This is a genomic window from Streptomyces sp. NPDC056600 (assembly GCF_042792855.1).
GTDB lineage: Bacteria > Actinomycetota > Actinomycetes > Streptomycetales > Streptomycetaceae > Streptomyces.
Map to the genome: position 1 here is coordinate 1 of NZ_JBHTVQ010000011.1, position 23,499 is coordinate 23,499.

The following is a 23,499-nucleotide window of genomic DNA, read 5'->3' on the forward strand; positions in this document are numbered from 1 at the left end:
ATGGCGCCGCGGACCAGGTCGTCCCACATGAACCAGAACCGGTCCTGCCCGGGGGTGCCGAACAGGTACAGGATCAGATCCTGGTCCAGGGTGATACGGCCGAAGTCCATGGCGACCGTGGTGGTCTTCTTGTCCCCGGTGTGGGTGAGGTCGTCGATGCCCGCCGAAGCGGACGTCATCACGGCCTCCGTGCGCAGCGGGTTGATCTCCGAGACCGCGCCGACGAACGTGGTCTTGCCCACGCCGAAGCCGCCCGCCACCACGATCTTCGCTGAGGTGGTGGAGCGGGAAGGACCACCGTCAGAGCTTGCGAAGTCCACTGAGCACCCTTTCGAGCAGTGTCACGTCTGGCTGGCCGCCGGCGCTCTCGTCGCCGCCGGGCTGATGGATGGCGACCAGGCCCGCTTCCGCCAAGTCGGCGACGAGGATCCTGGCCACGCCGAGAGGGAGCTGCAGCAGGGCCGAGACCTCGGCGACCGACTTGATCTCCCGGCAGAGGTTGCAGATCCGCTGATGCTCGGGCAGCTGCCCCTGCATCTGGTGCGGCTGCGCGGTGGTGTGCACCAGCGCCTCGATGGCGAGCTGGTAGCGGGGCCTGGTACGGCCGCCCGTCATGGCGTACGGACGCACCAGGGGGTTCTTGGCCGCCTGTGAGGCGCCGCCGGCGGGCGAAGGCTCGTGCGCCCTCCGCTGCGGAGCCACAGGACGGTCGTACGGCGCAGCCGGCTGCCCGTAAGGGGACTGCTGCTGCCCCGGACCCTGCGGGTTCTGGGGAGCGTACGGCTGCTGGTGCGTGTGGCTCGCAGCGGAGGAGAAGTCGTACGACTGCTCGCCGTGCTGCCCGTTCTGGCCCTGGTCGTACGACCAGCCGCCCTGGTTCGGACCGCCTGGGGGTGTTGCCACTCTCTCTCCTCCTCCAACTGTGCCGGGCACCCAACGTGTGGAAGCCGCGTCCCGAAACCTTACGGTCTCGGGACGCCAAGACGCACGCGGGTCCTGCTAGTTGAGCAGGCTTCCCTGAAGCTCCGCGCGCAGATCCGGCGTAAGTACCGTACCTGCACGGTCGACCAGGAGTGCCATCTCGTACCCCACCAGACCGATGTCCGCGTCGGGGTGGGCCAGCACCGCGAGTGACGAACCGTCCGAAATGGACATGATGAAGAGGAAACCCCGCTCCATCTCGACCACGGTCTGGTTCACATGGCCGCCCTCGAAGATCCGCGAGGCTCCCGCGGTCAGCGAGGTCAGACCCGAGGCGACCGCCGCGAGCTGGTCCGCACGGTCACGCGGGAAGCCTTCCGACATCGCCAGAAGAAGGCCGTCGGCGGAGACCACCACGGTGTGGGAAACACCGGGGGTGTTGTCCACGAAGTTGGTGATCAACCAGTTCAGGTTCTGCGCCGCCTGGCTCATCGGGCTCACACTAACGCTCCTGGTTGTAGGTGCTGTCAGGACCACGGAACTGGTTCCCGTCGGCCTGGCCGTTCGTTTCGTTGCCGGCGGTACGTCCACGCTGGACGCCCCGCCGCAGGTTGCTCAGCCGGCCCCGCACTTCGTCGGGGTTGCGGGAGACCTGGGGACCGCCCTGCGGGGTCGCCTCGGCGGTGCCCTCCACGAGGTTCGCCTTGGGTACCCGCTTCGGCAGGCCGGAGGAGGTCACTCCGCCCGCCTTGGGCTTGCTGAGCTTGGAGGCGGACTGCCAGCGGTCGTCGTTGGAGGACCGCCAGTCGTCGCCGGCCGCTGCCGGGCCCTGGCCGTTGCCCTGACCGGCGCCGTCACCGAAGCCGCCGCGCCGCGGAAGCCCGGAGTCGGTCGTCGCCGGGCCCTGGCCGAAGCCTACGCCGTTGGACATGCCCGCGTCAGCGCCCTGGGGCGCCCCCGCGTCCGCCGGGTAACCCTCGGCGTAGCCGTTCTGGTAGCCCTGCTGCTGCCAGTCGCCCTGGTAGGGCTGGTCGCCGTAGTTCTGGTAACCGTCCTGGCCGTCGCCCTGCTGCTGCGTCGGGCCGGGCTCCGCGTAGCCCTGCTCGCCGGCGCCGTAGTACGACTCGTCGTAGCCCGGCTGCTCCTGGTAGCCCTGCTGGTCGTAGCCGCCGTCCTGGTAGCCCTGACCCTCGTCGTACCCCTGGCCCTGGCCCTGGCCGTCCTGGTAGCCCTGGCCGTCAGGGAAGTCCTGCGGGTGGGTCTGGGCCTCGAGGGCGGCGCGGCGCTCCTCGCGCAGGAGCTGGCGTCCCACCGAGTCGAGCTCGCGGGCGTCCTCCCCCGGCTGCTGGTAGCGGCTGTCGTCGAAGCCGAGCTCGGCGGCGGTCCGCAGCGGGGCCTGCTCGATCGGAGCCTGCTGCTGGTACTGCTGCGGAATGATCTGCGAGACCGTGAACTCGTCGGCCGGCACGTTCTGCGCGGCGCCACCGTGCGTGATGTTGTCCGGGAGCATGACCAGCGAGGTGGTGCCGGCCTGCTCGCCCGAGGGGCGGAGCTGGACGCGGATGCCGTGCCGGTCGGACAGGCGGCCGACCACGAAGAGGCCCATGTGCTGGGAGATCGCCGCGTCCACGGTCGGCGGGTTGGCCAGCTTGTGGTTGATGTCGGCGAAGTCCTCGGCGGTGAGGCCGATGCCCTTGTCGTGGATCTCGATCATGACGCGGCCGTCCGGCAGACGGGTCGCGGTGACGCGGACCTTGGTCTGCGGGGAGGAGAACGTGGTCGCGTTCTCCAGCAGCTCGGCGAGCAGGTGCACGAGGTCGGTCACGGCGCGGCCGTGGATCTCGGCCTCCGGGACGCCCGCCAGCTCGATGCGGTCGTACTGCTCCACCTCGGAGGAGGCGGCGCGCAGGATGTCGACCAGCGGGACCGGCTGGTCCCAGCGGCGGCCGGGCTCCTCGCCGGCGAGGACCAGGAGGTTCTCGCCGTTGCGGCGCATGCGGGTCGCCAGGTGGTCCAGCTTGAAGAGGTTCTCCAGCTGGTCCGGGTCGGCCTCGTTGTTCTCCAGGTCGGTGATCAGGGTCAGCTGGCCCTCGATCAGGGACTGGTTGCGGCGCGACAGGTTGGTGAAGATCGCGTTGATGTTGCCCCGGAGCAGTGCCTGCTCCGCGGCGAGCCGGACCGCCTCGCGGTGGACCTGGTCGAAGGCGCGGGCGACCTCGCCGATCTCGTCGGTGGTGTTGATCGGGATCGGCACCACGCGGGTGTCGACCCGGCCCGGGTCGGTGCGCGAGAGCTGGTCGACCAGCATCGGCAGGCGCTGCTCCGCGACGTCGAAGGCCGCGTTGCGCAGGTCGCGCATCGAGCGGCTCATCTGACGGGCGACGAGACCGGCCAGCACGAAGGCGGCGATCAGGGCGAGGAGCACGGCGCCGGCGGCGACGAAGGCAGCCGTCCTGGCGTCGTCGGCGACCTGCTGCGAGCCCTCCACCGCGGCGTCGGTCAGATCGGACTCGATCTTGCCGTAGGCCTCGAACTTCGGGTCGTTGACCGCCTGCCAGGTCTCGGCGGTGATGCCGATCTGCTTCAGCGTCGCCTTGCCCACGGTCGTGCCCGGGTCGTTGACGAGGATGGCGCCGATGATCTCGGTGGTGTCGGTGAGGTTCTTGTGGAACGGCGTCTCGGCCGCCGTCTCCGCGAACTTCCGCTTGACCTCCACCATCTCGGACTCGAGGCGCTCCTGGTCCTCGACGCGACCGGCGCCGGTGTACTCCTCGATCGCGATGCGCTCGAGGTAGGCGTACGAGGAGAGGGTGACGCGCTGCTTCAGCCGCCCACTGTCGTCCGCGTCCGGATTGACCAGGAGGTGGGTGCCGATGGAGCGCTGCAGGGACTGCGCGCCCTTGGTGAGCGATATGGCGTACGCGGTACGGCCGTAGGAGGACACGTTGCCCTCGTCGAGCGTGAGCTCGTTGGCGAAGTCCATGAGGGGGTGGATGACCTTGACGTACCCCTCCTCGGTGGTCGTGCCGGGGGCTCGCTTGGTGTACGCCACCTGGCGGATGCCCGGGAGCATCTCCTCGGCCGCCAGGAACAGGTCGCGGCGGCGCTCGAGACTCGGCGTCTCCGGCAGGTCCTTGAGGAGGTTCTCGAACTCGGCGGCGGCCTTGTCGCTCCGCTCGCGGAGCTCCTTGACGACCGGGTTGTTCTTGCCCTTGCCCTCGAGGAGCGGGGCCGCGCTGAGGTCACGCTCCTCGGACAGGGCGTCGGCGTAGTTCAGGGCGCCGCGGACGACACGCGCGGTGGCGGCCGCGTCCTCGGCCTCCTGCCACGTGTCGATGGATCCCTTGACCTCGACGGCGGCCAGAATGAGACCGAGGACCACGGGTATCAGCAGGATCGCGTTCAGACGCGTACGCACCCGCCAGTTGCGGGGCGAGAAACGGCCACCGCCCGCATCGGGCGTGACCACCGGCTCGGAACCGGGCAGCTCCTCCGACCCCGCCCGCGGGGGCGGCGTGAAGTTGCCCCGGGCCGACGGCTCGGGTCCGTTCTTGCTTCGCCTCACTCGACCAACAACCTCTCGGCGGTCGGCACCTTCGTCGTGCCGCGGTGTCTCTGGGCCCTTGTGACCAATGGGCAGTTCTGGCATTCCAGCACGTGGGTACGGACAGTTCCAAACGTCCGGACGCGACTGATCCACGGAACGAAAGGGACCCGTAAAAGGGACATAAGGAGTGTCGTCCGGCAAATGGCGGGGCGTTCGTACGCGTAGCGGCACCGGCCGACCGCGCCCTGTGTCATCAGGTGACAGATATCTCTGTCGAAATGTTATGAACTCCTGCCCCCGGGTGGCCAAGGCCACAAGGGGCTTTTGACGCAGGTCATAACTCCTGTGCACGACGGTGCACTTGATGTGTACCACGAACACATTCCGCGCGGCACCCCCCACGAATTCCGCGCCGCTCCCGCACAGCGGAAACCCGGCCGCGCCGGCATGCGCGCGACCGGGTTTTCGCAGGCCGCGGGCCTACGGGCGCAGTCGCGCCATGAGCGCGTGCTCCACGAGATTGATCAGGGCGCCCTTGGCCTCGGTGCGGTGGCGGGCGTCCGTGGTGATGATCGGGGTGCCGCTGCTGATCTGCAGCGCCTCCCGCACCTCCTCCGGCTGGTAGGCCTGCTGCCCGTCGAAGTTGTTGAGCGCGACCACGAAGGGCAGGCCCGAGTTCTCGAAGTAGTCGACCGCCGGGAAGCAGTCGGCGAGACGCCGGGTGTCCACCAGGACCACCGCGCCGATGGCGCCGCGGACCAGGTCGTCCCACATGAACCAGAACCGGTCCTGCCCGGGGGTGCCGAACAGGTACAGGATCAGATCCTGGTCCAGGGTGATGCGGCCGAAGTCCATGGCGACCGTGGTGGTCGTCTTCCCGGACGTGTGGCTCAGGTCGTCGATGCCCGCCGAGGCGGAGGTCATGACCGCCTCGGTGCGCAGCGGGTTGATCTCCGAGACGGAGCTGACGAACGTGGTCTTGCCGACGCCGAAGCCGCCCGCCACCACGATCTTCGCCGAGGTCGTCGCCCGGCTTCCGTCAGAGGTTGCGAAGTCCACTGAGCACCCTTTCGAGCAGTGTCACGTCCGGTGCACCGCCGTTGTTCTCGTCGCCGCCCGGCTGGTGGACGGCGACCATGCCCGCCTCGGCGAGGTCGGCGACGAGGATGCGCGCCACACCCAGGGGCATGGACAGCAGGGCCGACACCTCCGCCACCGACTTCACCTCGTGGCAGAGGTGACAAATGCGCTGATGCTCGGGGAGGAGTCCCCCGGTCTGTGCCGGATTCGCGATCGTGCTGATCAGCGCCTCGATGGCGAGCTGGTAGCGCGGCCGCGTCCGGCCGCCGGTCATGGCGTAGGGCCTGACCAGCGGCCCCTCTTCACCGTACTGATCTCTGTACGGATCGTGAGCGGCGGAAGGCGGGTTCATTGATCCTCCGGGCGGACAGCAAGTCGGGTTGAAGTGCCGCGGGCCGGTGGGGGGTTGCGTGCATGACGGCCGGACGGTGGGGGGTGTCGGTCACATGGCGCGGGCAGCTCAGCGGAGCAGGCTGCCCTGGAGCTCCGCGCGCAGGTCGGGCGTGAGGACGGCGCCTGCACGGTCGACGAGGAGAGCCATCTCGTAGCCCACCAGGCCGATGTCGCACTCCGGGTGGGCCAGGACAGCCAGGGACGAGCCGTCCGAGACGGACATGATCAGCAGGAAGCCGCGCTCCATCTCGACGACGGTCTGGTTGACGTGACCGCCCTCGAAGATCCGCGAGGCTCCCGCGGTCAGCGAGGTCAGGCCCGACGCGACCGCGGCGAGCTGGTCGGCGCGGTCACGCGGGAAGCCCTCGGACATCGCCAGGAGCAGACCGTCGGCGGAGACGACGACGGTGTGGGAGACCCCGGGCGTGTTGTCCACGAAGTTCGTGATCAACCAGTTCAGGTTCTGTGCAGCCTGGCTCATCGGGCTCAACTAGCGCTCCTGCTGGTGAGTGGGGTTCGGGAAGGAACCGGTCTGGCCCGAAGTGGCCTGACGTCCCTGCGCGATGCCCCGGCGGAGATTGGTCAGCCGGCCCCGCACGGCGTCGGGCGCGCGGGAGACCTGCGGCCCGCCGGTGTGCTGGTTCTGCTGCGCGGTGCCCGGGACGAGGTTCGCCTTGGGCACCCGCTTGGGCAGGCCGGACGTGGTGACGCCGCCCGCGCTGGGCTTGCGGGCGCGCTCGGCCTGGCGGGACAGCTCGTCGTTTGGCGAGCTGCGCCAGGGGGCCGCGGACGGCCGCTGGGCGGCCTGGGCGCCGGGCCGCTGCGGGGCCGGCGGCTGCTGCGCCGGCTGCTGGGGGGAGCGCTGCGGGGCCTGCGGCTGCTGCGGACGGCGGGGCTGGCCCGGCGCCTGCTGCTGCGGGGCGGGCCGGCCGGCCTGCGGCTGCTGCTGGTACTGCTGCTGCCCCTGCGGGCCCGGGGCCTGCTGCTGCTGGCCGCGGAACCAGTTGGTCTCCAGCGAGTCGAACAGCGGGGTCCCGCCGTCGGTGTGACCGTTGACCGGCGGCAGGTCGCCCTGCGCGGGCTGCTGCTGCGCGCCGTAGCCGCCGCCGTACTGCTGCCGGCCGTCGGCCGGGGGCTGCGCGAACTGCCCGGTGGACGACGGGTCCTGGTACTGGCCCGGGGCCGGGAACTGCCCCGTGGACGACGGGTCCTGGTACTGGCCCGGCGCGGGGAACTGCCCCGTGGACGACGGGTCCTGGTACTGGCCCGGCGCGGGGAACTGCCCCGTGGACGACGGGTCCTGCGGCGCGGCCGGGTAGCCCTGCTGCGGGTACTGGCCGCCGGCGGGAGCGCCGGTGTTGCCGTACTGCTGAGGGGCCTGCGGCTGCTGGGCCTGCGGCCGGGCGCCCTGCTGGGGGCCGCGGACGCCGGGCGCCTGGGGCTGCCGCTGCGGCGCGGGGCCGTCGAAGTCGGGGCGCGGGAACTGGGCGGTGGAGCCCGGTCCCTGCTGGTCGTCGACGCGCGGCAGCTGCGAGGTGTGACCGAAGTCGTCGTGACCGCGCGGACCGTCGGCCGGACGGGCGCCGCCGGGGAGCTCGGCACGCGGGCCGCCCGGAGGCGGCAGCTGCGGCTGGCGCTGACCGGACTGGCCGCCCTGGGCGCGGTTCTGCTGCCCGGCGCCGGGGCCCTGGCCCCTGCCCTGACCGCCGGCCGGACCCACGCCCTGGCCCTGCTGCGGGGTGCGCTGCGCCGGGACCGAGCCGCGGTTCTGCTGCTGCGCGGGGCCGGCCGGGAAGCCGGCCTGCGGGGCCTGCGCGGAGGGACCGCCGAAACCGGCGCCCGCGGTGGGACGGCCCTGGCCGGGAGCGCCGGCGGGCGTGCCGCCCTGGCCGCCGGAGCCGCCCTGGCCGAACGCTCCGCCGCCGGAGTCACGGGCGGGCAGCGCGGGACGCGCGCCCGAGCCGAGGGCCGCGCCGGCGCCGCCGCGACGGGCCGCCGCCGCACCGGCCGCGGCCGCGGCGACACCGCCGCCGCCCTGGCCCTTGCCGGGAACGGCCTTCTTGTCGCCCTGGGCGACGTCCACGGGGAGCATGACCAGCGCGGTCGTGCCGCCGGAGTCCGAGGGACGCAGCTGGATGCGGATGCCGTGACGCTGCGAGAGGCGGCCGACCACGAACAGACCCATGCGGCGGGAGACGGAGACGTCCACCGTGGGCGGCGCCGCGAGGCGCTCGTTGATCGCGGAGAGGTCCTCCGGCGAGAGGCCGATGCCGGTGTCGTGGATCTCGATCAGCGCGCGGCCGTCGGGCAGCGCGTGACCGGTGACCCGGACCTTGGTCTGCGGGGAGGAGAACGAGGTGGCGTTCTCCAGCAGCTCGGCGAGCAGGTGCACGAGGTCGTTGACGACGCGGCCGGCGATCTCGGTCTTGGGGACCGTGGACAGCTCGATGCGCTCGTACTGCTCCACCTCGGAGGCCGCGGCGCGCAGGACGTCGACCAGCGGGACCGGACGGGTCCAGCGGCGGCCGGGCTCCTCGCCCGCGAGGACGAGGAGGTTCTCGCCGTTCCGGCGCATACGGGTCGCGAGGTGGTCCAGCTTGAAGAGGGAGGACAGCTGGTCCGGGTCGGCCTCGCGGGACTCCAGTTCGGAGATCAGCGTCAGCTGGCGCTGGATGAGGCCCTGCGAACGGCGCGAGAGGTTGGTGAACATCGCGTTGACGTTGCCTCGCAGGAGGGCCTGCTCGGCGGCGAGGCGGACCGCCTCGCGGTGCACGTCGTCGAAGGCCGAGGCCACCTGTCCGATCTCGTCCCGGGAGTGCACACCGACCGACTCGACGGTGGTGTCGACGTCCTGCGGGTCGTTCTCGGAGAGCTGCTTGACCAGCTCGGGCAGGCGGTCCTTGGCGACCTTGGTGGCGGTGTCCTGCAGGCGGCGCAGCGAGCGGATCATGGAGCGGGCCACGACGAAGGCGCCGACCAGGGAGACGCCGAGGACGACCAGGATCAGGACACCGGAGATCAGCGCCTCGCGCTGGGCCTCGTCCTGGAGCTCGCGGGCCTTCTGCTCCATCTCCTCGAGGAGCGTGTGCTCGATGCTCTCCATCGACTCGAGCTTGGTGGAGGCGTCGTCCACCCAGTCCTGGTAGGACTGCCGGTTCACGTTGCGCGTGCCCTTGGGGCTGAGCACGGTGTCCGCGTACTTGTCCGCGGCCTCGATGACGCTGTTGTTGCCGAGCGGTTCGAGGGTCTTCTTGGCGCCGGAGCCGTAGATCGTCTGGAAGGCGTCCAGCTCGCTCTTCTCGCTGCCGATGGCGGCCTCGCCGTAGAGGCGGTCGTTCTCGGACAGCTTGGCGAAGGAGGCGGCGTCCTTGGGGAGCGCGGCGGCGATGACCGCGCGCTGCATGGACGCGTACTCCTTGGCGGAGGAGAAGGCGGCCAGGGCACGGGTGCGCTGGATCATCTCCGGGTTGCTGGTCGCCTCGGCCATGTCGGTGGAGAGGTCGAGCAGCTGGGTGATGAGCCGGTGGTAGGACTCCACCGTCTGGGTGGCGTTGCCCTTGGAGTCGTAGGCGTTCTTGCGCAGCTTGTCGAGGTCGCGCAGCTCGCCGACGAGGCCGACGAGGCTGTCGCGGACGCCCTGCAGCTCACCCTCGGTGAGCTGGTCGTCGACGGCCTCGGTGTCCTTGAGGAAGGTGCTCTTGGCGCGGTCGGTCTTCTCGCGCGGCGTCTTGACCTTGTAGTCGCGGTCCGCGCCGCCGTGGGCCAGCGGGCCGGCCGTCACGTCGCGCTCCTCCTGGAGCGCGGTGGCGAGCTCGGTGGCCTGCTTGGTCATCTCGGTCAGCAGCTGCATGTTCTCCAGCTGCTGCATGTCCTCGAGCGAGTCGCTGATCCGCAGTCCGCCCAGCGTGGTCGCGGCGACCACGGGCAGCGCGAGCAGCGAGACCAGTCGGGTGGAGATGCGCCAGTTGCGCAGGGCTATGCGGGAGCCCGGGCCCGTGGATCCGCCGCCGGCCGGCTTCAGCACCGGGGCGGCCGCGTCGCCGTCCGGTTCCTGGCCCTGGGCGTGCTGGGGCGAGGCACCGCGTGCGGTCCCGTTGTGTGGCTCCGGCTCCGCCGAAGCGCTGCCATCCCTCTTGAAACGTCCCTGCACTAGCGTCGCAACCTCTGGACCAGGCGTCCCTCCGGGGGAAGGGACGGTGTCGGCGTATGCGAGGGCGCGTTCGGGCTGCGCCCCCGTTGTGTGGTCGTGAAGTGACCTACGTGGTCGTGATGGACCGGCGCTTCTTCCCCCTCCTGACCTCCGCCCGGAGCTGTCGGCGCACCGGAGCGTCGGCTGGTTCCACGACGGTCCGTGGAATTCCAGCACAGTGGCCGATCCTCAACAAGGCCCGTAGGGCAGGCCGTGACCCAGATGACACGTTGTACCGGCCGCGTCACACCCCGTGGAGGCTTACACCGGGCAAAACGGGTGTTCCCCCAGGTACCGCATGGCTCGCACAGGTGTCCCAGTCGCCATGATCAGGAGCGGAATGGAGACTTTCACTTACTTATGTCCGCTATCGCCCCGTGACCGTTTCGCCCGTTCGGCCCGGAATGACGGGTGGTCACGTGAGGAAAATCACTAAGGATTCACGTACCCTTCACCGGTTGGACGGTGAAACGCGCGTTTAGTCTGACGTTTTAGCCTGACCCTGGAGAGGGAACGTCGGCGGGCCGCCGACGTCCGCCCGATGCCGCACCCGACGCAGCAGCACCCGCCATCAGAGGGGTCCGAACGACAGTGAAGACGAACATGAGCTCTCGCAACACCGCCAACCCGCGCCGCACCACCCTGGCGCACCTGGAAGACGCCGCGCACCTGCTCGGCGAGGAGCTGGAGCACTCCGTCGACCTGCCGGCCCAGACGGCCAACCCCCGCCGCACGATCCTCAACGAGGTCCCGGTCCGCGCGACCGCCGAGTAGCGGCGCCGCGGCACTCCCGCCGCCCGTCCGGACGGCGCGCACCACCGGCCCCTCCCTCCGCGTTAGCCTGGAGCGTCAGACTCCGGCCGGCAGCTCAGTGAGGGGCACCAGGATCCCGTGCGCATCGCCAGATTCTCCATCGACGGGAACGTCGCCTTCGGCGTGGTCGAGGGCGACAAGCAGGACGAACTCGTCCTCGACATCATCAAGGGCATCCCGTTCGCGGAATTCGAGCTCTCCGGCACCAAGGTCCCGCTGAGCAAGGTCCGCCTCCTGCCGCCCGTGCTGCCCAGCAAGGTCGTCGCGTTCGGCCGCAACTACGCGGAGCACGCGGCCGAGATGGGCGGGGAGGCGGCGCAGGACCCGTTCGCCTTCTTCAAGCCGTCCACCTCGGTGATCGGCTCCGGCGACGTCATCCAGTACCCGTCCTTCTCCCAGGAACTCCACCACGAGGCGGAGCTCGCCGTGGTGATCGGGCGGATGTGCCGCGAGGTCCCCAAGGAGCGCGTCAAGGACGTCATCCTCGGCTACACCTGCGCCAACGACGTCACCGCCCGCGACGTGCAGCGCCGTGAGCAGCAGTGGGCGCGCGCCAAGGGCTTCGACACCTCGTGCCCGCTCGGTCCCTGGATCGAGACCGAGCTCGACCACTCCGACCTCGCCGTCCAGTGCACGGTCAACGGGCAGCAGCGCCAGCTGGGCACCACCGCGCAGATGGTCAACTCCGTCGAGGACCTGGTCGTCAACATCTCCGCGGCGATGACGCTCCTGCCGGGCGACGTGATCCTCACCGGCACCCCGGCGGGCGTCGGCCCGCTCCAGGACGGCGACGAGGTCGCCGTCACCATCGAAGGCATCGGCACTCTCACCAACAAGGTTGTCAAGCGTGGCTAGCGCACCAGTCCGTGTACGTTTCTGCCCCTCCCCCACCGGTAACCCCCACGTGGGCCTGGTGCGCACCGCCCTGTTCAACTGGGCGTTCGCCCGGCGCAACCAGGGCACCCTGGTCTTCCGCATCGAGGACACCGACGCGGCCCGCGACTCGGAGGAGTCGTACGAGCAGCTCCTCGACGCGATGCGCTGGCTGGGCTTCGACTGGGACGAGGGCCCCGAGGTCGGCGGCCCGCACGCGCCGTACCGGCAGTCGCAGCGGATGGACATCTACCGCGACGTGGCGCGGAAGCTGCTGGACGGCGGCTACGCCTACCACTGCTACTGCTCCGCCGAGGAGCTCGACGAGCGCCGCGAGGCCGCCCGCGCGGCCGGCCGCCCGTCCGGCTACGACGGCCACTGCCGTGAGCTGACCGCCGAGCAGGTCTCCGCCTACGAGGCGGAGGGCCGCAAGCCGATCGTGCGCTTCCGGATGCCCGACACCACGATCACCTTCGACGACCTGGTGCGCGGCGAGCTGACCTTCACCCCGGAGAACGTGCCGGACTACGGCATCGTCCGGGCCAACGGCGCCCCGCTGTACACCCTGGTGAACCCGGTCGACGACGCGCTGATGGAGATCACCCACGTCCTGCGCGGCGAGGACCTGCTCTCCTCCACCCCCCGCCAGGTCGCGCTGTACGGCGCGCTGATCGAGCTGGGGATCGCCAAGGCGGTCCCGCGTTTCGGCCACCTGCCGTACGTGATGGGCGAGGGCAACAAGAAGCTCTCCAAGCGCGACCCGCAGGCCTCGCTCAACCTGTACCGCGAGCAGGGCTTCCTGCCCGAGGGCCTGCTGAACTACCTGTCGCTGCTGGGCTGGTCCCTCTCCGCCGACCGGGACGTCTTCTCCATCGAGGAGATGGTCGCCGCCTTCGACCTGAAGGACGTCAACCCGAACCCGGCGCGCTTCGACCTCAAGAAGTGCGAGGCCATCAACGGCGACCACATCCGGCTGCTGGACCCGAAGGAGTTCGCGGCCCGCTGCGAGCCGTGGCTGCGGGCGCCGTTCGCCCCGTGGGCCCCTGAGGACTTCGACGAGGCGAAGTGGGCGGCGATCGCCCCGCACGCGCAGACCCGTCTGCGCGTCCTGTCGGAGATCACCTCCAACGTCGACTTCCTCTTCCTGCCCGAGCCCGTCTTCGACGAGGCCTCGTGGAACAAGGCGATGAAGGAGGGCTCGGACGCGCTGCTGCGCACGGCGCGCGAGAAGCTGGAGGCCGCCGACTGGTCCTCCGCGGAGTCCCTCAAGGAGGCCGTCCTGGCCGCCGGCGAGGCCCACGGCCTCAAGCTCGGCAAGGCCCAGGCCCCGGTCCGCGTCGCGGTCACCGGCCGCACGGTGGGCCTGCCGCTGTTCGAGTCCCTGGAGGTCCTGGGCAAGGACGCGACCCTCGCCCGCGTCGACGCGGCGCTGGCGAAGCTGGCGGGGTAGCGGAGGCCGGTTGGCCGAACCGGAGGAGTGGCAGCCCGAGGTCCATGGGCTGCCACTCCTCCGGTTCCGCTGTCAGGCGTAGGTTCTCTCGGCGGCGGAGCAGGTGGCGGAGTCCCCGTCGACGATGCACGCGCGAATGTCTATCGCGGTGCCCTCGGCCAAGTTCGCGCTGTTCCAGAGGTCGCACCACGGCGAGCTCTTCCCACGGGTGCTCGACATGACCTGCCACGAGCCACCGCCCACTCTGCGGTGGATTTCGATGCCCTTACCGTCCGCGTACGAGTCGCAGGCCCGGAACGCGTCACCGGGCACGGGCTGGACCCCGTCTTGTGGGTCCGCGTTGTACAGGCCCTGGCCCCGATAACTGCCGTCGCGGAGGACTTCGATCTGTCGGCCGTCGGGATTGAGGCTGTACCCGTATATGTTGAACGTGGTGGCCGCCGACGCGGTGCCGTTGGCCGTGAAGACCAAGCCGACGGATGTCAGCATCACGAGCAACAGCCGGCGAACAGGGGAGCCTTGACGGTTTTGCACGGTGCCTCCTGAGGCGGGGAGCTTGAGCTGTCGATGCGAAGATCGAACCCTAGCTTCCTGAAATCGGGTCAACAACCGTTCGGGACAAGGGCGATGGCGTCCACGGTTCCAGGCGTGGAGGCCGTGTGCCCGCGCGAGGACGGCCGGAGAACCGGTGAGTCGTAGCCATCGGGTCCTACGAGGAGACTTCGGGCCATGAAGCGCGGCTCGGAGCTGTGCGCGTGCACCGGATCGCCTCCGGCGCGTTCCCCGGCGAGGTCCTGACCTCTTACTGTGCAGTCGTCGGCGGGGCGGGCGCTCGGGTCGGGCCCCGGACTGGGAAGGGACGAGGGGCAGCGCGTGGGCGAGCTGAACGGATTCGTGGACGAGCGTTTCGCGGCGGTGCGGGAGGCGGCGGAGGCCAACCTGGCCGCCGGGACGGAGACCGGGCTGTCGATCTGCCTGGACGTCGACGGCGAGCGGGTGGTCGACCTGTGGGGCGGTCACGCCGACCGGGCGCGCACCCGCCCCTGGGAGCGGGACACCCTGGTCAACGTGTGGTCGACGACCAAGACGCTGACCTCACTGGCCGCGCTGATGCTCGTGGACCGCGGCGAGCTGGACGTCGACGCCCCGGTGGCCAAGTACTGGCCGGAGTTCGCGGCGGGCGGCAAGGAGGGCGTGCTGGTCCGGCACCTGCTGAGCCACACGTCCGGCGTCTCCGGCTGGGCGGCGCCGTTCGACGCGGCGGACATCTTCGACTGGGAGCGCTCGACCGCGCACCTCGCCGCGCAGGAGCCGTGGTGGACCCCGGGCGAGGGCTCCGGCTACCACCTGCTCAACTTCGGTCACCTGGTCGGCGAGGTGGTCCGCCGGGTCGACGGGAGGCCGCTCAAGCGGTTCGTCGACGAGGAGATCGCGGGCCCGCTGGGCGCGGACTTCCGCATCGGCGCGCGGGAGGAGGACCGGGACCGCTGCGCGGAGATCATCCCGCCGCCCCCGCCGCCGGTCGACCAGAGCGCGATCGACCCGTCGAGCGTGCTGATGAGGACGCTGACGAGCGCGCCGCTGCGGGCGGAGGTCGCCAACACGGAGCAGTGGCGTCGGGCCGACATCGGCGGGGCCAACGGTCACGGCAACGCGGCCTCGATCGCGCGGGTCCTCTCCGTGATCTCGCGCGGCGGCGAGGTCGACGGGGTGCGGCTGCTGTCGCCGGAGACGGTGGAGCTGATCTTCCGCGAGCAGGCACGGGGCGTCGACCGGGTGCTGGGCGTCCCGCTGCGCTGGGGCATCGGCTACGCGCTGCCGGAGCCGGCCGGGGTGCCGTTCATCCCGGAGGGCCGGATCTGCTTCTGGGGCGGCTGGGGCGGCTCGCAGATCGTCATGGACGTCGAGCGGAGGATGACCTTCTGCTACGTGATGAACGAGATGAAGGCGGGCCTGGTCGGGTCCGAGCAGGGGGCGCAGTACCTCTCCGCCGTCTACGCGGCGGTCTGACGTATCTGACGTAACGAGCCCTTGGGGGCGGCCGCTACATGTGAGTCGCCCCCTTCGCCATGATTCCCGGACGGGCCGGCGTCAGAAGCCGCCGCCGAAGTCTCCGCCTCCGCCGCCCCCGAAGCCACCGCCGTCGCCGAACCCGCCGCCGAAGTCACCGGAGTTGAAGTCGCCGCCGCTGAAGTCGCCGCCTTCGAACCCGCCGCCGTCGCCGTAGCCGCCGCCCCATCCCGCCCCGTAGGCGGGTCCCGCCATCATGCCGCCGAGCATCGTGCCCACCAGCAGTCCCGGCAGCAGCGCGCCGCCGAAGTAGCCGCCGGCCCAGGGGCCGTAGACCGGTCCCGCGTCCCAGTACGGGCGGCGGGTGCCGTACCCGGTGTCGACCTCGCGGATCATCGGGTCGAGCCCGTCGGCCAGCCGCGCCTGGTCCGCGGCGCACACCGGCACGTCACGCGCCGTGCCGCCGGGCGGCGTCCACCGCGCGTCGGCCACCGACGGCCCGTGCCGCGGGTCGAAGAAGCAGGGTGCGCGCCGCTCCGGCAGGGGACGGCCCTCCCGCCGCGCGGCCAGCACGGCGAGCGCGAACCGGCCGTCCTGCAGGGTCTCGGTGACGCCCTTGACGTCCTCGGGCCGCTGGGCGGCCGCCATCTTCGTCTTGGCGTCCTCGTAGCTGTCCAGCGCCCGCGCGTAGTCCGCGCGCATCGCGTCATCGGCGCCGGGCTCGCCCGGGTGGAAGTCCAGCCGGTCGAGTTCCTCGCCGTACGCGGTGATGTCCTCGTCCACGACGACCCGCAGCCGCTCCAGCGCCTCGCGCCGGTCCGCCTCGGCCCGGCGGCGGCTGCGGCGGGTGACCACCAGCGCGCTGCCCCCGACCACCGCGGCGAGCGCGCCGACGGTCACCAGGGCGCCGACGCCGTTGGCCGCGCCGGCCCCGCGCCCGTTCCAGCTGTCGGGTGCGGACCCGCTCATGGTGTCCAGGGCCCGGTCGGTGAAGTTGCTCAGCTGCTGCGGGGCCGGCTCGCCGTCCACGCTGCGGGCCAGGTTGCTCACGGCCTGGCGGGACATCACCGACGAGTCGGCCCGCGCGTCGAACCGGTCGCCCAGGCGTATGCCGTAGACGCCGGTGATGCCGGTGGCGGCGCGCAGGTCGCCGAAGATGTTGTCGGTGGGGTAGTCGGCGGGCAGCACCACCAGGAACACCGCGCGGTCCGCGTTCTCGATCCGGTCGGTGAGGTCGGCCGCCTCGGCCTGCGAGAGCTGGCCGGCGGCCTGCGGGTCGACGTAGACGGGGTTGTCCCGCAGGCGCTCGCCGATCTCCTGGATGTCGGTCGCGGCGGGGGCGGCGGCCGGGCGGGACTCCGCCGCGGCCACTGTCCCGGTGGGCGCGGCGGAGGCAAGGGGCACGCCGGTCGCCAGGCCGGCCGACGTGGTGAGGAGCGCTGCGGCTGCTATGGAGGCCGGTCGCCCGAGACGCCGGCGGGTCGGGGTGCCCTTCATACGTACGAAGGTACGCCCGATGACCCATAAGGGTGAAATGGGTCACCGGTGGAGACCCGGCGCGCCTGGTTACGCCGGCTCGACCCCTGCCCGCAGCAGGCCGTAGGTGTAGGCGTCGGAGAGCGCCTGCCAGGAGGCCGCGATCACGTTGTCGGCGACGCCGACCGTGGACCACTCGTTGCGGCCGTCGGAGGTGGAGATCAGCACCCGGGTCGTCGAGTCGGTGCCCGAGCGGCCCTCCAGGATGCGGACCTTGTAGTCGACCAGCCCGATCTTCGCCAGCTCCGGGTAGATCCGCTCCAGGCCCGCGCGCAGCGCCCGGTCCAGGGCGTTCACCGGGCCGTTGCCCTCGCCGGCGGCGTGGATGACCTCGCCCTTGGCGACCAGCTTGACGGTGGCCTCGTTGGCGTGGCTGCCGTCGGGGCGGTCCTCGGTGATGGCGCGCCAGGAGTCCACCGCGAAGTAGACCGGCAGCGTGCCCGCCTCGGCGCGCAGCAGCAGTTCGAAGCTGGCGTCGGCGGCCTCGTAGGTGTAGCCCTTGAGCTCGCGCTCCTTGACCCGCTCGACGACCCGCCCGACCAGCTCCCGGTCGTCGCCGAGGTCGATGCCGAGCTCCTTGCCCTTGAGCTCGACGGAGGCCCGGCCGGCCATGTCGGAGACCAGCATCCGCATGGTGTTGCCGACCTGCTCGGGGTCGATGTGCTGGTACAGGTCCGGGTCGACCTTGATCGCGGAGGCGTGCAGTCCGGCCTTGTGGGCGAAGGCGGAGAGGCCGACGTAGGGCTGGTGGGTGGAGGGCGTGAGGTTGACGACCTCGGCGATGGCGTGGGAGATCCGGGTCATCTCACGGAGCCGGCCCTCGGGCAGCACCCGCTTGCCGTACTTGATCTCCAGCGCGGCGGCCACCGGGAAGAGGTTGGCGTTGCCGACCCGCTCGCCGTAGCCGTTGGCGGTGCACTGCACGTGGGTGGCGCCGGCGTCGAAGGCGGCCAGGGTGTTGGCGACGGCGCAGCCGGTGTCGTCCTGGGCGTGGATGCCCAGGCGCGCCCCCGTGTCGGCGAGGACGGTGGCGACCACGGCGTGGATCTGCGCGGGCAGCAGGCCGCCGTTGGTGTCGCACAGGACGACCACGTCGGCGCCGGCCTCGGAGGCGGCGCGCACCACGGCCTTGGCGTACTCGGGGTTGGCCCGGTAGCCGTCGAAGAAGTGCTCGCAGTCGACGAAGACCCGGCGGCCGGCGGCCCTGAGGTGGGCGACGGTGTCGCGGACCATCTCGAGGTTCTCGTCCAGGGTGGTGCGCAGCGCCAGCTCGACGTGCCGGTCGTGGGCCTTGGCGACCAGGGTGATCACCGGGGCGCCGGAGTCCAGGAGTGCCTTGACCTGCGGGTCCTCGGCGGCGGAGCCGCCGGCCCGGCGGGTGGCTCCGAAGGCGACCAGCTGCGCGTGCCGGAAGTCGATCTCCTCGCGGGCGCGGGCGAAGAACTCGGTGTCCCGCGGGTTGGCGCCCGGCCAGCCGCCCTCGATGAATCCCACGCCGAACTCGTCCAGGTGCCGCGCGATGGCGAGCTTGTCGGAGACGGTGAGGTTGATGCCCTCCCGCTGGGCTCCGTCGCGCAGCGTGGTGTCGAAGACGTGGAAGGCGTCGTCGGGTCGGCTGGTTTCCGTCATGGCAGGAACTCCTGAACTGGTCGTCTCGGTCGGACCGGAAGAACCGGCTCCACCGCCCCCGACGCTCGCGCGCCCTCCGTCCCGGCCGTGGGTGGGGCCGAAACAAAGAAAACCCCTCGCGGGTGCGAGAGGTCTGCGCGCGGGTCGACGACGAGGGTGACCACGCGTACGGGGTGCGTACGGGCGGTCACTGCGGACCGGCGCGCCTGCTGCCGATAATCATGGCGAACGAGGGCACATCGCCAGTCTGGCACAGGTTGCGCGGCCTCAAACCGGGTGTCTCAGGATCCGGGCGAACCGTCCCACCACGCGAGGCGGCCCCGGGGAGCGCCGCACGCCTCCCGGGGCCGCCGGACCGCCGTCGGTCCGCCGTCGGTCCGCCGTTCGCTGTCTCAGCAGACCTTGTGCATCCAGCCGTGCTTGTCCTCGGCGGTGCCGCGCTGGATGTCCAGCAGGGCGTCGCGCAGGCGCAGGGTGACCTCGCCGGGCTCGCCGGTGCCGTGCTTCCACTCCGCGCCGCTGCTGCGCTTCACGGTGCCGACCGGGGTGATCACCGCGGCGGTGCCGCAGGCGAAGACCTCACGGAGGGCGCCGCTCTGCGCGTCGGCCTGCCACTGGTCGACGGAGACCTTGCCCTCCTCGGGGGCGAGGCCGAGGTCGGCGGCCACCCGCAGCAGGGAGTCACGGGTGACGCCCTCGAGGATGGAGCCGCTGAGGGCCGGAGTGACGATCCGGTCCTCGTAGACGAAGTACAGGTTCATGCCGCCGAGCTCCTCGATCCACCGGCGCTCGATGGCGTCGAGGTAGCAGACCTGGTCGCAGCCCACCTTGGCGGCCTCGGCCTGGGCCATCAGGGAGGCGGCGTAGTTGCCGCCGGTCTTGGCGTCGCCCATGCCGCCGGGAACCGCGCGCACGTGCTCCTCGGCGACCCAGATGGAGACCGGCTTGACCCCGCCGGGGAAGTACGCGCCGGCCGGGGAGGCGATGACCAGGAACAGGTACTCCTTGGCCGGCCGGACGCCGAGCCCCACCTCGGTGGCGATCATGAACGGGCGCAGGTACAGCGAGTCCTCGCCGCCGTGCGCCGGGACCCATGCCTCGTCCTGCCGGACCAGCGCGTCGCACGCCTCGATGAAGGTCTCGACCGGGAGCTCCGGCATGGCCAGCCGGCGGGCGGAGGCCTGGAAGCGCAGGGCGTTCTTCTCCGGGCGGAAGATGCCCACCGAGCCGTCGGCGCGGCGGTAGGCCTTGAGCCCTTCGAAGATCTCCTGCGCGTAGTGCAGGGTCATGTTGGCCGGGTCGAGGGAGAGCGGGCCGTAGGGGACGAGCTCGGCGTCGTGCCAGCCGCGGCCCTCGGTCCACTTGACCGACACCATGTGGTCGGTGAAGTGGCGGCCGAACCCGGGGTTGGCCAGGACGGCCTCCCGCTCGGCCGCGGGCAGCGGGTGCGAGGTGGGCTTGAGCTCGATCGTGGGCGTCGTCGTCATCAGCAGAACTGTCCTTCACCGTTGTAGTGACGGGCCGCGTCTCCGCTCGTGCTTCCCGCCGTCGTCGGACGTCTCTCAGGACGCCCGGTCGGCACGTTCTGGCGATGATCGAACGCGACTCCACGTCCGATTATCGCAAGAGGGTGCCCGGTGAAGGACGGTGCGGTGGTACGACCCTGCGTTTCGATGGTGGCACCCGGCGGGACATGGCGGAAGCCGCCGGGTGCGAGGTGCGTCCCGGCGGCTTTCGTAGGTGAGCGAGCCGGGCGTCAGCCGGCTACTCGTGCGGCGAGCGCGTCGCCGATCTCCTCGGTGGAGCGGGCGGGCAGACCCGTGCGCTCGACCAGGTCGGCGGCGACGGCCTCGTCGATGCGCGCGGCCTCGGCCTCGTAGCCGAGGTGGCGCAGCAGGAGGGCGACGGACAGGACGGTGGCCGTGGGGTCGGCCTTGCCCTGGCCGGCGATGTCCGGGGCCGAACCGTGGACCGGCTCGAACATGGACGGGTAGGCGCCGCTCGGGTTGATGTTGCCCGAGGCGGCCACGCCGATTCCGCCGGAGACGGCGGCGGCGAGGTCGGTGACGATGTCGCCGAAGAGGTTGTCGGTGACGATCACGTCGAACCGCTCGGGCTGGGTGACCAGGTAGATGGTCGCCGCGTCGACGTGCATGTACTCGGTGGTGACCTCGGGGAACTCCTGGGCGACGCGGTTGAACACGTCGGTCCACAGGTGACCGGCGAAGGTCAGCACGTTGTTCTTGTGGATGAGCGCCAGCTTCTTGCGCGGGCGGGCCTGGGCGCGGGCGAAGGCGTCGCGGACCACGCGCTCGACACCGTAGGCGGTGTTCACCGAGACCTCGGTGGCCACCTCGTGCTCGGTGCCCTTGCGGATGGTGCCGCCGTTGCCCGTGTAGGGGCCCTCGGTGCCCTCGCGGACGACCACGAAGTCGATCTCCGGCTCGCCGGCCAGCGGCGTGGCGACACCCGGCAGCAGCTTGGACGGGCGGAGGTTGACGTGGTGGTCGAAGGCGAAGCGGAGCTTGAGCAGGAAGCCGCGCTCCAGCACGCCGGACGGCACGGAGGGGTCGCCGATGGCGCCGAGCAGGATGGCGTCGTGCCCCTTGAGCGCGGCCAGGTCGTCGTCGGTGAGGGTCTCACCGGTGGCGTGGTAGCGGCGGGCGCCGAAGTCGTACTCCGTGGTCTCCAGCTTCACATCCTGCGGGAGGACGGCGGAGAGGACCTTCAGGCCTTCGGCCACGACTTCCTGCCCGATGCCGTCACCGGGGATCACTGCGAGATCGATGCTGCGAGACATGTCGGCACCCTAATGCGTCGTCCCAAGGGGTGGCACGCGCCGTCCGCGATGCGGACAGCGGGTCCTCGGGGTCCAGTCGTCCGGCCTGCTCAGTGGCCGGTCGCGCCGCCGTTGTCACGACGGTCGAGGGCGCGCTGGAGGGCGGCCGCGGCGTTGCGGCGGTCGGCGTCGGCCAACCGGGCGCGGCGGGCGCGGGAACGGGCGGCGGAGTGGGCGTGCTGGACTGCTGTGGTCTCGGGCATGACGCGTCGGCTCCTTCGGAGGAAGAGTGGCGGAAGCGCCGGAAGGGGCGGGGAGCGTCACGCCGCAGGGGTGGCCTGCGCGGGGGCGTGGCTCGCCAACGCCGTTCGCCGGATGGGGCGACATGTTCGGCTCCTACAAAGCTAGGCGAGCCGAGCGCCGTTGTCTCCACCATTAGTCGGACGTCCTACTATCCGAGACAGATGCCACCCCAACGGGCTCAGATGTGCACGAAGGGCCCACCCGGCGGGCGGCGCCCGGCAGGCGGCGGCCGTGGCGGCGGGCGGCGGCCGTGGCGGCGGGCGGTGCGCAAAGGGCTCCGCCCCCGCCTCGTGGGGGAGAGGCGGGGGCGGAGCCGGTCCGGTGCGAGCGGTCAGCCCATGTGCGGGTAGCCGTACTCGGTCGGCGCGACCAGGGTCTCCTTGATGGCCCGGGTCAGGGTCCAGCGCTGCAGGTTCTGCGGGGCGCCGGCCTTGTCGTTGGTACCGGAGGCGCGGCCGCCGCCGAACGGCTGCTGACCGACCACGGCGCCGGTCGACTTGTCGTTGATGTAGAAGTTGCCCGCCGCGTAGCGGAGCTTGTCCATCGTGTACGCGGCCGCGGCTCGGTCACCGGAGATGACCGAGCCGGTGAGGGCGTAGTCGGAGGCCGACTCCATCTGGGTCAGCATCTCCTCGTACTTCTCGGGAGAGCTGTCGTCGTACACGTGGACCGCGAGGATCGGGCCGAAGTACTCGGTGGTGAACACCTCGTTCTCCGGGTCGGTGCACTCGATGACGGTCGGGCGGACGAAGTAGCCGACCGAGTCGTCGTAGGTGCCGCCGGCCACGATCGTGCAGGCGTCGTCGGCCTTGGCGCGGTCGATGGCCGCCTTGTTCTTGGCGAAGGCGCGCTCGTCGATCACGGCGCCCATGAAGTTCGACAGGTCGGTGACGTCACCCATCGTGATGCCGTCGACCTCGGCCGCGAACTCCTCCTTGAACCCGTCGTTCCAGATGGAGGCCGGGATGTAGGCGCGCGAGCTGGCGGAGCACTTCTGGCCCTGGTACTCGAAGGAGCCGCGGGTCAGCGCGGTCTTCAGCACGGCGCGGTCGGCGCTCGGGTGGGCGACGACGAAGTCCTTGCCGCCGGTCTCGCCGACCAGACGGGGGTAGGCGCGGTAGTTCTCGATGTTGGCGCCGACCGTCTTCCACAGGTGCTGGAAGGTCTTCGTCGAGCCGGTGAAGTGGATGCCGGCCAGGTCGCGGTGGTTCAGCGCGACCTCCGAGACCGCGATGCCGTCACCGGTGACCAGGTTGATGACGCCCTTGGGCAGACCGGCCTCCTCCAGCAGGCGCATGGTGAGGACGGCGGCGTGGGTCTGCGTCGGGGACGGCTTCCACACCACGACGTTGCCCATCAGCGCGGGCGCGGTCGGCAGGTTGGCGGCGATGGCCGTGAAGTTGAACGGCGTGATCGCGTAGACGAAGCCCTCGAGCGGGCGGTGGTCCAGCCGGTTCCAGACGCCCGGGGAGTTGGCCGGGGGCTGCTCGGCGAGGATCTGGCGCGCGTAGTGCACGTTGAAGCGCCAGAAGTCGACCAGCTCGCAGGGGGTGTCGATCTCGGCCTGCTGGGCGGTCTTGCCCTGGCCGAGCATGGTGGAGGCGGCCAGCGTCTCGCGCCACGGGCCGGACAGCAGCTCGGCGGCGCGCAGGATGATCGCGGCGCGGTCGTCGAAGGACATGGCGCGCCAGGCCGGGGCGGCGGCCAGGGCCGCGTCGATGGCGTCCTGGGCGTCCTGCCGGGTGGCGCCCCGGCCGGTGCCGATGACCGCCTGGTGGTTGTGCGGCTGGACGACCTTGAACTCCTCGCCGCCACCGAGGCGCTTGACGCCGCCGATGGTCATCGGGAGCTCGATCGGGTTGTCGGCCAGCTCCTTGAGCTTGGCCTCCAGCCGGGAGCGCTCGGCCGAGCCGGGGGCGTAGCCGTGCACCGGCTCGTTCACGGGCGTGGGGACCTGGGTCACAGCGTCCATGGGT

At 71.2% G+C, this 23,499-nt stretch carries 19 protein-coding genes; 4 read left to right on the forward strand and 15 right to left on the reverse strand.

The genetic code is table 11. From position 1 onward, the window contains the following. The 8 genes from ACFRAV_RS08375 to ACFRAV_RS08410 all read right to left on the reverse strand — a co-directional run. On the reverse strand, positions 1-320 hold a 320-nt coding region (locus tag ACFRAV_RS08375; protein WP_382552710.1), incomplete at its 3' end, for an ATP/GTP-binding protein. After that, a complete protein-coding gene (locus ACFRAV_RS08380) occupies positions 301-903 on the reverse strand; it encodes a DUF742 domain-containing protein (RefSeq protein WP_382552712.1) in 603 nt (200 codons plus the stop codon). The genes ACFRAV_RS08375 and ACFRAV_RS08380, both read right to left, overlap by 20 nt. A 96-nt stretch (positions 904-999) precedes the next feature. Then, positions 1,000-1,413 carry a roadblock/LC7 domain-containing protein gene (locus ACFRAV_RS08385; RefSeq protein WP_166021041.1) on the reverse strand — a complete coding sequence of 138 codons (414 nt, stop codon included), beginning with the start codon at positions 1,411-1,413 and terminating at the stop codon, positions 1,000-1,002. A gap of 10 nt (positions 1,414-1,423) precedes the next feature. After that, a complete protein-coding gene (locus ACFRAV_RS08390) occupies positions 1,424-4,486 on the reverse strand; it encodes a nitrate- and nitrite sensing domain-containing protein (protein ID WP_382552713.1) in 3,063 nt (1,020 codons plus the stop codon). Positions 4,487-4,948: 462 nt separating this feature from the next. Beyond that, positions 4,949-5,527, reverse strand: coding sequence for an ATP/GTP-binding protein (locus ACFRAV_RS08395; protein ID WP_382552715.1), 579 nt, complete (start codon positions 5,525-5,527; stop codon positions 4,949-4,951). After that, on the reverse strand, positions 5,508-5,900 hold the full coding sequence (locus ACFRAV_RS08400; protein ID WP_108954245.1) for a DUF742 domain-containing protein: 393 nt from the start codon (positions 5,898-5,900) through the stop codon (positions 5,508-5,510). Before ACFRAV_RS08400 ends, ACFRAV_RS08395 begins: the two co-directional genes overlap by 20 nt. Positions 5,901-6,008: 108 nt before the next feature. Beyond that, positions 6,009-6,431 (reverse strand): roadblock/LC7 domain-containing protein, encoded by a 423-nt coding sequence (locus ACFRAV_RS08405; RefSeq protein WP_108954246.1) that lies wholly within the window; start codon positions 6,429-6,431, stop codon positions 6,009-6,011. Next, on the reverse strand, positions 6,432-10,091 hold the full coding sequence (locus ACFRAV_RS08410; RefSeq protein WP_382552716.1) for a nitrate- and nitrite sensing domain-containing protein: 3,660 nt from the start codon (positions 10,089-10,091) through the stop codon (positions 6,432-6,434). Between the two features lie 630 nt (positions 10,092-10,721). Between ACFRAV_RS08410 and ACFRAV_RS08415 the strand changes: the two genes are divergently transcribed. The 3 genes from ACFRAV_RS08415 (at position 10,722) to gltX (ending at position 13,266) form a co-directional block, all read left to right on the forward strand. Next, positions 10,722-10,904 carry a hypothetical protein gene (locus ACFRAV_RS08415; RefSeq protein ID WP_351111999.1) on the forward strand — a complete coding sequence of 61 codons (183 nt, stop codon included), beginning with the start codon at positions 10,722-10,724 and terminating at the stop codon, positions 10,902-10,904. 117 nt (positions 10,905-11,021) lie between these two features. Beyond that, positions 11,022-11,798: a fumarylacetoacetate hydrolase family protein gene (locus tag ACFRAV_RS08420; protein WP_351111997.1), complete on the forward strand. Its 777-nt coding sequence runs from the start codon at positions 11,022-11,024 to the stop codon at positions 11,796-11,798. Further along, positions 11,791-13,266 carry a glutamate--tRNA ligase gene (gene gltX, locus ACFRAV_RS08425; RefSeq protein WP_382552718.1) on the forward strand — a complete coding sequence of 492 codons (1,476 nt, stop codon included), beginning with the start codon at positions 11,791-11,793 and terminating at the stop codon, positions 13,264-13,266. Before ACFRAV_RS08420 ends, gltX begins: the two co-directional genes overlap by 8 nt. Positions 13,267-13,338: 72 nt before the next feature. Here the strand turns inward: gltX and ACFRAV_RS08430 are convergent, their stop codons facing one another. Next, positions 13,339-13,800 (reverse strand): hypothetical protein, encoded by a 462-nt coding sequence (locus tag ACFRAV_RS08430; protein ID WP_382552720.1) that lies wholly within the window; start codon positions 13,798-13,800, stop codon positions 13,339-13,341. Between the two features lie 339 nt (positions 13,801-14,139). Between ACFRAV_RS08430 and ACFRAV_RS08435 the strand changes: the two genes are divergently transcribed. After that, on the forward strand, positions 14,140-15,276 hold the full coding sequence (locus ACFRAV_RS08435) for a serine hydrolase domain-containing protein (protein ID WP_382552722.1): 1,137 nt from the start codon (positions 14,140-14,142) through the stop codon (positions 15,274-15,276). A gap of 81 nt (positions 15,277-15,357) precedes the next feature. Here the strand turns inward: ACFRAV_RS08435 and ACFRAV_RS08440 are convergent, their stop codons facing one another. The 6 genes from ACFRAV_RS08440 to pruA form a co-directional block, all read right to left on the reverse strand. Continuing rightward, a complete protein-coding gene (locus ACFRAV_RS08440; protein WP_382552724.1) occupies positions 15,358-16,773 on the reverse strand; it encodes a hypothetical protein in 1,416 nt (471 codons plus the stop codon). A 69-nt stretch (positions 16,774-16,842) separates the two neighbouring features. Continuing rightward, entirely contained in the window at positions 16,843-18,441 is a 1,599-nt protein-coding gene (cimA, locus tag ACFRAV_RS08445; RefSeq protein WP_382552726.1) for a citramalate synthase, read from the reverse strand. Positions 18,442-18,833: 392 nt separating this feature from the next. Beyond that, positions 18,834-19,928, reverse strand: coding sequence for a branched-chain amino acid aminotransferase (locus ACFRAV_RS08450; RefSeq protein ID WP_382552728.1), 1,095 nt, complete (start codon positions 19,926-19,928; stop codon positions 18,834-18,836). A 269-nt stretch (positions 19,929-20,197) separates the two neighbouring features. Next, the gene (locus tag ACFRAV_RS08455) at positions 20,198-21,241 is read right to left on the reverse strand and encodes a 3-isopropylmalate dehydrogenase (protein WP_382552730.1); all 1,044 of its coding nucleotides are present in this window, start codon (positions 21,239-21,241) and stop codon (positions 20,198-20,200) included. Between the two features lie 89 nt (positions 21,242-21,330). Continuing rightward, positions 21,331-21,483: a hypothetical protein gene (locus ACFRAV_RS08460; RefSeq protein WP_382552732.1), complete on the reverse strand. Its 153-nt coding sequence runs from the start codon at positions 21,481-21,483 to the stop codon at positions 21,331-21,333. 371 nt (positions 21,484-21,854) lie between these two features. After that, positions 21,855-23,495, reverse strand: coding sequence for an L-glutamate gamma-semialdehyde dehydrogenase (gene pruA / locus ACFRAV_RS08465; RefSeq protein WP_382552734.1), 1,641 nt, complete (start codon positions 23,493-23,495; stop codon positions 21,855-21,857). Positions 23,496-23,499: the final 4 nt, after the last annotated feature.